Here is a 13,039-nt window from a genome sequence, read left to right on the forward strand (position 1 = left end):
GGACAAGCGGATTGAAAGCCTAACAGGTTATAATAAGAGGTGAGTTTACCGGAATAGGCGAGGGCGCGAACAAGGACAGATAAAATGCAAGAAAAAGGCAGGAAAATCTTCCGGGAAGAAGCGCTAGAGCAGCTGTCTTCGCCGGAACAGCTCGACCGGCTCATGCGCGCTGTCAGCCCCCAAACATGGTTGCCTCTGGCGGCGACCGGCTTTTTAGTGGTGGCGGCTGGAATTTGGAGTGTGGTGGGGCGAATTCCACTGACGGTTTCTGGCGTGGGCGTGCTGGTGCGCCCCCGGAATGTGGTGCAATTTCAGACGCCCAGTGCCGGTCAGGTATTAAATATTAGCGTTAAGGCGGGAGATTCGGTAAAAAAAGGTGAGGTGCTGGCGACAATCGACCAATCACAGCTGAAGCAAGAACTGCAGCAAGAGCGAGCCAAGCTAGCGGAACTGCAACAGCAGAAGAAAAATGCCGGCACCCTCGAACAGCAGCAGGTTGCTCTGGAAAGAAGAAATATTGAGCAGCAGCGGAGAGATTTGCAGAAAAGTTTGCAGCGTGAGGCAGTCGCGCCGGTGGTGCGGGAAAAAACTCTCGCAGCGCTGGAACAAAAGCGCAAAAGCCTTCAGGAAAGCTTGCGCCGGGAGCAAATCGCACCGGCACTGCGCCAGCAAACGCTAGCAGCATTGGAGCAAAGACGGAAAAGCCTTCAGGAGAGCTTGCGCCGAGAGCAAGTCGCGCCAAACCTGCGACAGGAAAATCTGGCGGCGCTTGCCGAAAAGCGCAAAAGCCTGCAGCTGCAAAAGGAACAAATCACCTCCTTGCTGGCAACCAGACAGCAGCGAGTCGAAACCAGGCGTCGCCTATTTCAGGAGAAGCTCGTCAGCCAAGACATCATGCTGCAAGCAGAGGAAGAACTTTTCAGCGCTCAGAGACAGCTGGCGGACCTGGAAGCGCAATTGAAAGAGCTCGACGTTCAAGAAACCAACGTTGAGCGAGATTACCTGCAAAACCTCAACCGAATTGACGACATCAAAAATAGCCTGCAACAAATCGACCTGGAAGTCGCCAACACCGAACGGGATTACCTGCAAAGCCAGAACAGAATGGACGACATCAAAACCAGCCTCCAGCAAATCGACGTTGACGTCGCCAGCGCCGAGCGCGAGTACCTGCAAAGCCTCAACAAAATTGACCAAATTAAGACCCAAATCAAGGATCTCGACGCCCAAGAGGCGAAGCTGAACCGAGAAACCCTGGAAAAACAAAACGACGCAACGAACGAGATTCAGCAAGTTAAGCGCCGGATCGAGCAACTGGAGCTGCAATTAACAAAAGAAAGCAAAATTGTCAGCCCCTATGATGGCCAAATCTTAGAATTGAGCGCGGTTGCCGGTCAAATTGTCAGCGCCGGCACCCGTATTGGCGCGATGGAAGCTGAAGAGGCGAACGCCAAATTAGAAAGCCTTGTCTACTTTGCGGATAGGGATGGCAAGCAAATTAAATCCGGAATGCCGGTGCAAGTGACTCCCAGTGTCGTCCAGCGCGAACGCTACGGCGGTATTGTGGGAGTCGTGACGAAAGTCTCGCCTTTTCCTGTTACAGTTCAAGACATTACAGCGATTGTCGGCAACGAAGAGTTGGCAAGAAGCCTCGCCAGCGATAGTGGGGCGCGGGTGCAAGTCTTTGTGCGGCTGCAAGAAGACTCAAGCACCACCAGCGGTTACAAATGGTCTTCCTCAAAAGGACCGTCCTTAAAAATTTCATCCGGCACAACTGCCCAAGTCCGAGTCAAAGTTGAAGAAGTCGCCCCCATCTCTTATATTATTCCAATATTGCGCAGTTGGAGTGGCATTTATTAACAAAAAATTCGAGCGAAGTGCTGAGAAACCCGGTTTCTTAAAGAAACCGGGTTTCTGGCGCATACTTCATCCAACTGAAAAGGAAATCAGCCCAACCTGAGGGTTCTAGCAATATTCACTTAGGTTCGGACACACCCGTCGGAAAGGAACGCCTATCCTGCGAGGTTATGACGTAGGGCAGGCGAGACGCCTGCCCTAACCTAAGTGGCTAGTGCTATACTAGCGAGCCGCTTCCCGCAGTTCCCCAGGGCGAACGGTGAGCTCCAGGGTTTGGTCCCCCCGCTGCACTGTCAGCCGCAAAGGCTGGGCGATGCGGCTTTTTTCCACCGCGCTTTGCAACTTTTCGGCAGTGGTTACAGGCTGCCCATCGACTTCTGAAATCACGTCTGCGCGGCGCAAACCGGCAGCGGCGGATGGACTGTCGGGAATCACTTGCACCACAAGCACCCCATTCATTTCAGGTACAGTAAAGGGCGAATTGGGGTCACTGTTGGACTGTTTGGCAATTTCTGGAGTCAGCGTGAGCATGCGAATGCCGATGTAGGGGTGCGGGATTTTTTCGCCGCGAGCCAGGGAGTCTTTAATCTGCTTGGCTTTCTCGATAGGAATGGCAAACCCAATCCCCTGCGCTTCGGCGCGAATCGCCGTGTTAATTCCGATAACTTCACCCCGCTCGTTCAGCAGGGGTCCGCCAGAGTTGCCGGGATTGATAGCGGCATCCGTTTGAATAAAATCGAGGCGTTTGTCAGGAATGCCGACTTGGGCGCTGGAGCGGTCGGTGGTGCTGATAATTCCCAGGGTGACAGTGTTGTCTAGCCCCAAGGGGTTGCCAACTGCAATCGCCCAGTCTCCCACCTGTACTTGAGAGGAGTTTCCTAAGGGTGCCACCGGCAGGTCCTGTCCAGGAATTTTCACCACCGCCAGATCGGACGGCTCGTCAATTCCCCTGACAGATCCTTTGAAAGTGCGCCCGTCCTTGAGGGTGACGCTGACGGTATCGGCACCGCTGACGACGTGAGCGTTGGTGAGGATGATGCCGGTGCTGTCAATAATGAAACCGGACCCCTGACCGCGCTGGTGATACTCTCTGGGCTGTCTGGAATACATGCCGTCTCCAAAAAAGTCGCGCAAGAAAGGGTCGTCAAAGAAGAAATCAGGTGTTTTCTGGGTGATGACGCGCTCGGTGTCGATGCGCACCACTGCCGGTCCGACTCGATTCACGGCGGCTGTCACAAAGCTGCCGCTGTCCGCACGCAGCGCTGGAACTGCCGCAAGCTCAGCCGGCTGAACCTGCGAAACCGCCGGCACAGGTGCCAGTTTGGGAATCAGCAGGTTGGGAAATGCCCGCAACGTAGCCAAGGTCAAGGCAAAACTCAAGACCGCCGCTAGGGCGTAACCGCCGACTTGACGCAGGGGCGGAAAACGTTGCTCAGAAGAAGATGTCATTGGGGAACCCCTCCACTTTCTAAAGACCGCTCAACCGGCTCGACTTTTTATTCTTATTCCCGTTTAGTATAGCAGTTTTAAATAATTTGCGCAACCGCTGTTGGCCCAGAAACCCGGTTTCTTTAAGAAACCGGGTTTCTGAAACTTACAGGAAGTAATTTGGGGCGCTACCTATCGTCTCACCTCGGAATTACAAGGGAGGGCCGGTAGGGCTAAAGCCCTACTACAAACCTTTTCAAGTCAGAGCCTGGGAATGAGAACCGGGAGGCAGAGCCGACCGATTCCTCACATTAATTACCGGCGTTCGACGAAATCGGCGTCAATCACATCTTCGCCACCGGCACTGCTGCCGGGATCGCCGGCGTGAGCTTTACTGCTGGGAGCGCTGCCTCCCGCTTGAGCGTAGATCGCGCTGCCAATTTGCATCATAGCTTGCTGCAAATTATCGCTGAGAGACTTGATGCGATCGGAATTGTTAGTGTTGATAGCTTCCCGCAAATCCTTAATCAGCCCTTCAGCGCGGCTCCGGTCAGCAGCCGGCACTTTATCGCCCAAGTCTTTGAGCTGTTTCTCGGCTTGATAAGCCAAAGAATCCGCCATATTCTTGGTGTCGATTTCTTCGCGGCGCTTGCGGTCAGATTCTGCATTCCGCTCAGCTTCTTTAACCATCCGCTCTACGTCGCTCTTATCGAGAGTGGAGGCACCGGTGATGGTAATGGACTGTTGCTTGCCAGTTCCTTTATCTTTAGCTGAGACGGACAGGATGCCATTGGCGTCGATGTCGAACGTGACTTCGATTTGGGGAACGCCTCTGGGTGCTGCGGGAATCCCATCCAGGCGGAAGTTGCCCAAGCTCTTGCTGTCAGAAGCAATTTCTCGCTCGCCTTGCAGGACGTGGATGTCCACGTTTGTTTGCCCGTCTGCAGCGGTGGAGAAAACTTCCGATTTCTTGACGGGGATGGTGGTGTTGCGGGGGATGATTTTCGTCATCACGCCGCCGAGAGTTTCCACGCCAAGAGAGAGAGGCGTGACATCCAGCAGCACGATATCTTTGACTTCACCGCCCAGCACGCCGGCTTGAATTGCAGCGCCAACCGCCACAACTTCATCGGGGTTAACGCCCTGACAGGGTTCTTTGCCGGTCAGGCGCTTCACCAGTTGCTGCACGGCGGGAATCCGGGTGGAACCGCCGACGAGCACAACTTCATCGAGATCCGCCGCATTCAGTTTAGCATCTCGCAGGGCTTGCTCCACCGGCCCGCGACAGCGCTCGAGCAAATCCGAGCAAAGTTCTTCAAATTTAACTCGCGTCAGGCTCACGTCCAGGTGTTTTGGCCCTTGTGGAGTGGCGGTGATGAAGGGGAGATTGATGGTGGTTTGAGTGGCGCTAGACAGTTCAATTTTTGCCTTTTCCGCCGCTTCAGTCAGCCGCTGCAGCGCTTGCCGGTCTTTGCGCAGGTCAACCCCTTCGTTGCGCTTGAACTCATCCGCCAGCCAATCGACTATTTTCTTGTCGAAGTCATCGCCGCCGAGATGGGTATCGCCACTGGTCGATTTGACTTCAAATACGCCATCGCCCACTTCCAATACTGACACGTCAAAGGTGCCGCCGCCCAGGTCAAAGACGAGGATAGTTTCGCTGTTCTTTTTATCCAGACCGTAGGCTAGGGAGGCGGCAGTGGGTTCGTTGATGATGCGCAGGACTTCTATCCCGGCAATTCTGCCGGCATCTTTAGTCGCTTGGCGCTGCGAGTCGTTAAAATAGGCGGGGACGGTAATAACGGCTTGCGTGACTTTTTCGCCCAGATATTTGCTGGCGTCATCCACGAGTTTGCGCAGGACTTGGGCGGAAATTTCTTCGGGGGCGAATTGGGATTTAGCGGCGGGGCAGTCCAGTTTGACGTTGCCGGTGCTGTCGCGCAGGACTTTGTAGGAAACTTCGGTCGCTTCGTGGGTGACTTCGCTGTATTTGCGCCCGATGAAGCGCTTGACTGAATAGAAGGTATTTTCGGGGTTCATCACCGCTTGGCGTTTGGCGATTTGGCCGACCAAGCGGTCGCCGGTCTTGGTGTGAGCGACGACAGAGGGGGTGGTGCGACCGCCTTCTGCGTTAGCAATCACCACGGGTCGCCCACCTTCCATCACTGCCACACAAGAGTTGGTGGTCCCCAAGTCAATGCCGACTACTTTTGCCATAATCTTAACTCCTAATTGATGCTAAATGATGGTTTTAGGCGAGCCCTTCTAACTGCGGGGTGCGTCAGGACGCACCCGGCATCACGTTTAGATTATCCGAGGTTAACTTTCACAACTCGGTTCTTCTCTTCTTCGGCTTTCGGCAGGGTTAGGTTCAGGATGCCATTTTTGTATTCAGCCTGTACCTTGGTATTTTCCACCCGAGCCGGTAAGGGAATCACGCGGCGGAACTGACCGTAGCGAAATTCTGTGCGAGTCACGCCTTTTGTTTCGGTTCGGGCTTCATGCTTGCGCTCGCCGGTAATCGCGATCGCTTCCGCTGTGACTTGCACGTCTAAGTCTTTGGGTTCCAAGCCGGGAACTTCCAGTCTCAGGTGGATGGCTTCAGGGGTTTCGGTGATCTCAGCTGGGGGGATAAAGTCGGTAACAGTGTTTTCCCCATTGCTGGGTGCCGTCAGGCTGTCGAAGAGCCGGTTCATTTCCCGCTGCAAGGTTTCCATCTCGCGATAAGGGTTCCAACGAACGAGTGCCATAGGGGTTGCCTCCTGAATTTAAGGTTGGGATTAAGCTGAGGCTGTTGCCTGAATTTCCGCCTCTGATAGTTAGCATATGCAGGATGGCTGCGGGAGTAAATTCGGTTCTAACGAGTTCCTGACTGGTAATTTCCGCACTCTCAAGCTGTATGGGTCGCCCCATTCAGGCTGCAGGCTAAACCGATCCGATCCATGTTCGGTAAAGTGTACTTCAGCTGTAGGGTGCGGTGGGAAAGGGAACGCACCGAGAGCGCCTATTGACCAAAGTGGGATGCTGCCGCTGCCACTCCCCAGCCGCCAGGGCAAACTCTCTTTTATATATAAGAGGGAGAAGCTAAGCCTCATTCCCGAGCTAAAGCGGAGCCCGGCTCAACTTGCCAATGCACCGGCTCCACTAGCTTATGCACCGGGTAGGGTTAGGGTTTTCCGCAGATGTTGTGAGACGGTTCTGGGCGCGGGAAGGGTTCTGCCAAAGTGGGAGAGGGGTTATACAGGAAGGGACAGCTCAGTAATGGACACGGCACCGGCACGCATTGCTTATCTGTTAAACGGAGGGTCTATTGCGATATATAAGGCGTCAATACCCTTCCTGTCAATTTCAGAACCCCGGTTTATTAAAGAACCCGGGGTTATCGGCCAAAAGCGAGTGCGCAAATAATTTACAACTGCTACATAACCCCTTCTTTGAAAAATCCTCCGGAGATTAACAGGAGATAATCTTGCAGGACGCGCCCGTTGCGGCGGCCTTCGGAAAGGGCGGTCGCAATGCTTTTGATTGCAATCACTGGATATCACCGGCTTCCCACTTCAGGAACCGTGGGGGCGACTGGCTGGCCGGCTGGATGCCGCCTGTGTGTCCCTTGCAGCGGGCGAGGCGTGCTGTTTCCTGAAAAAGGAGCGGGAAAGGGGAAATTAATGCAGGCGGCACCAGCAAGGGCTTGTTGCCGGTGCCCGCGAGCGGAGTTCGCATGCCCGCGACTGCCGGGTGCCGCGCTTGCGGGCGTATTTAACCGGCAGAGATTTTCTGGAGATTCCGGATAGCAAGGCAATCAGTCCGGAGGGCGCACCAGCACTAAATGCGAAGCTGGTTTAATCAAAGGGTCGCTCCCGCACGTTAAGCTTGCGGTTTGGGTAATTAATTTCCCGAACGGCGCTTGCCGACCGAGCGCCAAACTGCAGCCCTCCTCCCATCCGCTTCAAAATCTCCGGACTAACACCTCAAAGAGTGCGAATAAAAAAATACAACAGCCGGCTATTAGCGAATTAATTACTTCAGGACTTTTTCCTATGGTAACGAAACTTAAGGTTCTCCGAGACACGATTTTGAAACTGAAGCCGGTGCCATCAGACCAGCTTACACCAGCAGAAAAATACGAAATAAAAGCGGGGAAAGAATTGGAACTCCACTCCTATTCTTACGTTCGGAATCACATTCGATTTGCGCTCCGCAAGGATTTCTTCAAAGGGCGGAATACTTGGTACGCCTTTGGGCAACATGTGCAGATCGTTACCGACCAGCGCAAACCCCCTATTTCCTCACCCTCTGCAGCCGGCAGCGTTAAGCTCTCAGTCCCTTACAAGTCCCAGCTTGACAACTGGTACAACCCGACAGGCGCTTGCAATGTCACATCCCTGGCCATGTGTCTGGAGTACCTGGGCGCTTCTCGCAAGAGCAGTTATGGCCAATTTGAGGATGAGCTTTACGAGTACGCCGAAAATCGCGGCCTGAGCCGGCACGAGCCCTTAGATTTGGCCAGGATTGTGGAAGCTTATGGCTGCCGCGATGACTTCAACCCCAATGCTACGATCGAGGAGGTAAAACGTTGGTTAGCCGGCGGCAATCCCGCAGTTATCCACGGGTACTTCACCTCTTCTGGCCACATTATCACCCTGGTCGGTTATGACAGTAACGGCTTTATCGTCCACGATCCCTACGGGGAGTGGTTCTCCACCGGCTATCGCACAGACCTCAGCGGTGCATTTTTGCCATACTCATATGACCTGATCCGCCAGACCTGCATCCCTGACGGGGACTTCTGGGTTCACTTTATCTCGCGGTAAAAGCCAAAAGCAATGCCTACTATCCGGATGATTAATTTTATATTAATTACGGGTAGTGCTTTTATTTAAGGTTCATCCGGAAGAAATTGATTAACCGGATATGCCTGCCGGTGGCGCTCGGTTGGACGCACCAGGCGGGCTTTTTACTTTGAACCGCAGCAGGCGTCTGGGAAACCCGGCAGCGCCACCGCCGGATCGGAATTCCCGCAGAACCTGATGCGGGCCGGCAGAAATAATAAGATTGATCGAGGTCTTTTCTAATGGCTGACTTCATGACCTATTGCCTTGGTGTCCTTACCCGTTCTGGTTTAGTCATGGCTGCGGACTCTCGCACCAATGCTGGAGTCGATTATATCTCCACCTACCAGAAACTGTTTGATTTTTCCAATCCGGGGGAGCGGGTGCTCCTGCTGTGCACCTCAGGAAACCTGTCGATGACCCAAGCCGCTCTAACCTTGCTGCGCAGAGATATCAAGGTTCAGGAGAGCCCCAGTCTCCACAGCTTGCCAACCCTATACGACGTCGCTCGCTATATCGGGGAGAAGATCCGCCACATCCAGGAGCAAGACAAGTCTTGGCTGAAGCAAGACGGCATTAACGCTCAGTGCAGCATCCTTTTAGGAGGCCAAATAAAAGGAGAAGAACCGGGACTGTATCTCGTTTACAGCCAGGGAAACTGCATTCACGCCACCAAGGAAACCCCTTTTCTGCAGATTGGCGAAACCAAATATGGCAAGCCGATTCTAGACCGCTCCCTCAGTTTTGAAACCCCCTTGGAAGTGGCGGCGAAATGCGCCCTGCTGTCCATTGACTCGACGATGAAGTCCAACATCTCTGTCGGGCCACCCATTAACCTGGCGATGTACGAGACTGACAGCTTTATTATCCGGCACCAGCTGAAACTGCGTCTGGGAGACCCCTATCTGGCCCAGATTCGCAAGTTGTGGGAAGAACACCTGAAAAAGGCTGTCGAGCACATGCCCAATATCGACTGGCAGCATATTGAGGATTCTAAAGCAGACGTCCTCATCGACTGATCTCACCGGCAGCATCTCTTTTTCGCACATAGCGCATTTGGCAGCGCCCGGTCATTTCCCTCGTTCCCAGGCAGAGCCTGGGAAAGCCGCTTTGGAGGCTCTGCCTCCTTTCGACCACATGCGGATTAAAAGCCTAACAGTTTAGCAATTTGAGATAGATATAGCGCATCTCATTTGAATGAGATGCCCTCCAGAAACCCGGCTTCTAAAGAAACCGGGTTTCTCAGTCCCTCACTAATATGAGAGACGCTAGAGTGTTCCCCCGGGTTGGTGAAAACGCTTTTCTGCCCTTTTTTCAATCCAAAATCGAAAATCCGGGCATCCAAAATCGGCTCACCCCCCAAAACCGCGAAGCACCCGAAAGATATCCGAAAAATCATCCGTCCACAGGGGATCTCCCTCCGTTGCGGGAACCGGCTGCCAGCGCGAGTCACTGGCGAGGGTGCCAAAATCCCCCTGCCGGCGGGCGAGCAGCACCCAGTGAGAGGGCGATTTCCCCCTTTCCCTCTCCGCAGGAGAAATCTCCCGCTGCAACTGCTGCAGCGCTGACAGCCCTAAATGACGCGCTAAAGCGCCCAAGACCGGCTCTAGATTAATGTAGCGGTTGGAGATATTAATTGCCAGCAACCCGTGTTCGGTCAACTTGCTGAAATACAGCTGGATAGCTTCCCGCGTTACCAGGTGGACTGGAATTGAATCCGAGCTAAACGCATCCATGACCAGCAAGTCATAGTGACTGTCCGGCACCTGCGCCAGTTGCAGGCGAGCGTCCCCCAGCACCACAGAAAAAGGCGCTTTTGAGTCTTCCAGAAAAGTGAAATAATTGGGGTTGCGAGCCAGCTTTTCCACCGCCGGATCTATCTCGTAAAATGTCCACTTTTGCCCCGGTGCTGAGTAGGCGGCTAGCGTCCCAATTCCCAGCCCCAGCACGGCCACGCGAGACAGGCGCTTGCTGGCATTCAAAGACTGGAATAGTTGCCCGATAGGGCCAGTGCGGTAAAAATAGGTCAGGGGTTCCCGCCGGCGCTGCGCGTCGAGACTTTGCTTTCCGTGCAGGGTTGTGCCGTGCAAGAGACTGCGGTATTCTCCGCGCCGGTCAGTCACCACCCGGTTCACCCCAAAAAAACTCCGGTCGATGTGGAGGACTCCCCCCATGTTTCCCAGAGCAAACTGGCTGAGCAGAACAATTAAGATGAAGCCGGTGACAAGCCGCCCCAGCCCGAGGGAAAAAGTGTAAAACATGGCAGCTAGCAGGCTAAATGCCACCAGATTGCCCAACAGGTTGCCCGTGAAGCCTTTGGGATCGAACCCAACGATTAGAGCGCCGAATAGTAAACCCAAGCTCACAAGTCTGGCCGTCCGCAATTTCAAGTTTAAAAATGAAAATTTCTCCCGGCTGTCTTTTTCCGCCAATTCACTCGCTCGGTGGGGTTGACGTTTGGCTTGTTCAGAGGTATAATCTCCCGCAAGCAAGATGCTGAGCGACATGATGAGAGGGTACTCCAGAACAGAGGGAAACAGCAAAGGGGCTGCGAGGGCATTAAACCAGCCCCCGAGGACACCGCCAAAAGCAATCCAGAGGTAAAAACTGGTGAGGTGCTGGCTGTTAGGCCGGCTCCTTTGCAATTCCCCGTGAAAAACACAGCCGGCGACAGAGAATCCCGCTAAATGCAACGGAAGCAACAGCCACACCGGCTGCATCACCTTCAGCAAAGATAAAATAATTAGTGGCGTCAGTAATAAAGGCAGCAGCGCCATCAAAGTCTTGTGCGGCAGCAGCGGTTTGCTAGCAAAGGTCAAAATGAACGTCAGCAGATAAATCGCCAGAGGAACAGCCCACAGCAGCGGCAGAGAGGCAATATCTGTTGTAATATAAGTGGTGACTCCTAAAAGCAAACTGGAGGGAATAAACGACAGCAACACCCAGCGTGCTCGCTCTGCAGCAGATGGGTAGCCCGCTGTAGCGGATGTAGAGCCGGTTTCTTCTCCATCGGTTTGTGTCAAAGGGAGAGACGCGACATGTTGCATCTCTACATCGGTTATATCACTCACTGTTTGCGCCGGCACAGCCTTTTGAGGCGAGCGCCACAGGCATGCGGCGCACCCGAGCGTCAGAAAAATCAGCAATCCGTAACCGGCAGCCCACAGCCAACTCTGCTGCGTTAGGGAAAAATTCGGCTCAATCAGGATGGGGTAGCTGAGCAGCCCTAACATACTGCCAAAATTGCTCGCAATATAGAGGAAATAGGGGTCTTGACTGCTGGGGTGTCTTGTGCCGGCAAACCACTTCTGCACCAGAGGAGCCGTGGTAGAAACAGCCAAGAAAGGGATGCCGGTGGAAACCAGCAACAGCGCCAGCAACCAAGGGATAGGACTGGCATTTGCAGGAGGAATCCAACCCTTCGGAACAGCAACCGGCAAAAAAGCCACCGGCACCAGGAGGAGAAAGCTGTGAATCACCGCTTGCCGGCGAGTCTCCCACCACCTTGCTGTCAGGTGCCCGTATGCGTAACCGAGCAATAAAGTGGCTTGAAAAAAGAACTGGCAGGTATTCCACACAGCGGGAGAGCCGCCCAAGAGCGGTAGAATCATCTTGGCGACCATCAGCTGCACCCAAAATAGCAGGAAAGCGCTCAGAAAAAGCGTCACAGAGAAAAGAAAGAGCACCGGCGTTGGCTCCTGGGGAAGGGGAGTATAGCGTTTCTCATCCTTTGTGAGGTACTGAGAAACCCGGTTTCTTTAAGAAACCGGGTTTCTATGCCAGAGAACCGCTATATCTCACTTTGGCAAAAATAGTATAGCAGGAGAGCCGGTGTGCCGGTGTGCCTGGGAGACAGAGACGCCCCAATTTTTACTCTTTGCATTCATCTGAAGCAACCTCACCCCCTAGCCCGCTCCCCGTATAGGGGTAGGGGTTGCGCTGGGGTTCATGCCGGTAATATACAACTCCCCTGAAGCCGGCGCTCACAGGCGAGCGCCAACACTTGCCCAAACAGTGTAGAATGAAAGAAAAAAGAGGAGGCAAGCCATGAGAGTAAAAACACAGCTAGCGGCACTGCGGGCTAAGTGCGGTCACATCGAGCGCCAGGAAGTTTCCATATTCACCGGCATCGCCGAAAACCAGCTGAGCGATCTGGAAAGCGGTGAAGCCCAGGCCATCGAATTTGGCACCCTGGCCAAACTCTGCTTGTTCTTTAAATGCACACCCAATGACTTGCTGGCGCTCGAAGCTGAGCCTGAGGACAGTGACGGACCCACTGCCGACGAACTTGCCAAAGCTGATGAGATAATTAAACGGGCATTCGCCCGCGCCGAGGCTATGCCACCCCGTCCACCAGAAGAAATTTGGACAAGTTTTGAAGCCACTCTAGACAGGATAGCAGAAGAACTTCCAAAATCTGAACCGGCGGTTGAAACTCAGGTTGCGAGGATAAAAAGCGATGGTTAAGGCTGTCATCGACACTTCTGTATTTGTTGCCGCCCTTCTGCGTCCAACGATCACTAGCAGTCCGCGTCAACTTTTAAATCAGTGGCGTCAGGGGCGCTTTACGCTGGTTATGGCACCCCAGCTGCTTCGAGAATTAGTAGTCAAGCTCGTCCGGAAAGGAGTGTCTCAGGCAGATATAGATGCTCTGCTCTTTGATATTAGGTCAATTGCTCTGCACATCCCTGGCGTTTATGAATCAACTCGGCTCGACCAAATTGACCCGGACGACAATAAATTCTTAGCCGCAGCTTACGAAGCCAAAGCAGATTATTTGGTTTCGGTCGATAACCATTTGCTCTCACTCAAATACTACCACGGCACCCAAATTTTGACACCGGCTCTATTTCTGCGCACTTTGAACCAGCGGGGAGAGTCCTAGCCAAAAAACCCACCTCCCCCCTTGGCGCTCTTGGCGTCTG

Annotated in this window: 10 protein-coding genes; 5 read left to right on the plus strand and 5 right to left on the minus strand. The window is 53.7% G+C overall.

The window, feature by feature from the left end:
• Window positions 1-84: 84 nt before the first annotated feature.
• Window positions 85-1,860: an NHLP bacteriocin system secretion protein gene (locus OSC10802_RS0136450; protein WP_017721692.1), complete on the plus strand. Its 1,776-nt coding sequence runs from the start codon at window positions 85-87 to the stop codon at window positions 1,858-1,860.
• A 219-nt stretch (window positions 1,861-2,079) separates the two neighbouring features.
• Here the strand turns inward: OSC10802_RS0136450 and OSC10802_RS0136455 are convergent, their stop codons facing one another.
• From OSC10802_RS0136455 to OSC10802_RS0136480, 4 genes are all read right to left on the minus strand, one after another.
• A complete protein-coding gene (locus OSC10802_RS0136455) occupies window positions 2,080-3,306 on the minus strand; it encodes an HhoA/HhoB/HtrA family serine endopeptidase (RefSeq protein WP_017721693.1) in 1,227 nt (408 codons plus the stop codon).
• Between the two features lie 294 nt (window positions 3,307-3,600).
• On the minus strand, window positions 3,601-5,502 hold the full coding sequence (dnaK, locus tag OSC10802_RS0136460; RefSeq protein WP_017721694.1) for a molecular chaperone DnaK: 1,902 nt from the start codon (window positions 5,500-5,502) through the stop codon (window positions 3,601-3,603).
• 92 nt (window positions 5,503-5,594) lie between these two features.
• The gene (locus OSC10802_RS0136465; RefSeq protein WP_026099117.1) at window positions 5,595-6,035 is read right to left on the minus strand and encodes an Hsp20/alpha crystallin family protein; all 441 of its coding nucleotides are present in this window, start codon (window positions 6,033-6,035) and stop codon (window positions 5,595-5,597) included.
• A 781-nt stretch (window positions 6,036-6,816) separates the two neighbouring features.
• Window positions 6,817-7,005, minus strand: coding sequence for a hypothetical protein (locus tag OSC10802_RS0136480; RefSeq protein ID WP_017721698.1), 189 nt, complete (start codon window positions 7,003-7,005; stop codon window positions 6,817-6,819).
• 317 nt (window positions 7,006-7,322) lie between these two features.
• Here OSC10802_RS0136480 and OSC10802_RS0136485 point away from each other — a divergent pair, with 317 nt between their 5' ends.
• Window positions 7,323-8,096, plus strand: a complete 774-nt coding sequence (locus tag OSC10802_RS0136485; RefSeq protein WP_017721700.1) for a C39 family peptidase — start codon at window positions 7,323-7,325, stop codon at window positions 8,094-8,096.
• Between the two features lie 272 nt (window positions 8,097-8,368).
• On the plus strand, window positions 8,369-9,133 hold the full coding sequence (locus OSC10802_RS0136490) for a proteasome-type protease (protein WP_026099118.1): 765 nt from the start codon (window positions 8,369-8,371) through the stop codon (window positions 9,131-9,133).
• Window positions 9,134-9,466: 333 nt separating this feature from the next.
• Here the strand turns inward: OSC10802_RS0136490 and OSC10802_RS0136500 are convergent, their stop codons facing one another.
• Window positions 9,467-11,800 (minus strand): fused MFS/spermidine synthase, encoded by a 2,334-nt coding sequence (locus OSC10802_RS0136500; protein WP_017721703.1) that lies wholly within the window; start codon window positions 11,798-11,800, stop codon window positions 9,467-9,469.
• A gap of 361 nt (window positions 11,801-12,161) precedes the next feature.
• Between OSC10802_RS0136500 and OSC10802_RS45270 the strand changes: the two genes are divergently transcribed.
• Both OSC10802_RS45270 and OSC10802_RS0136510 read left to right on the plus strand, forming a co-directional pair.
• Window positions 12,162-12,581 carry a helix-turn-helix domain-containing protein gene (locus tag OSC10802_RS45270; protein WP_017721704.1) on the plus strand — a complete coding sequence of 140 codons (420 nt, stop codon included), beginning with the start codon at window positions 12,162-12,164 and terminating at the stop codon, window positions 12,579-12,581.
• Window positions 12,574-12,999, plus strand: a complete 426-nt coding sequence (locus OSC10802_RS0136510; RefSeq protein ID WP_017721705.1) for a putative toxin-antitoxin system toxin component, PIN family — start codon at window positions 12,574-12,576, stop codon at window positions 12,997-12,999. The genes OSC10802_RS45270 and OSC10802_RS0136510 overlap by 8 nt, the downstream gene beginning before the upstream one ends.
• Window positions 13,000-13,039 lie beyond the last annotated feature (40 nt).

The organism is Kamptonema formosum PCC 10802 (assembly GCF_000332335.1).
Taxonomy (GTDB): Bacteria; Cyanobacteriota; Cyanobacteriia; order Cyanobacteriales; family Oscillatoriaceae; genus Oscillatoria.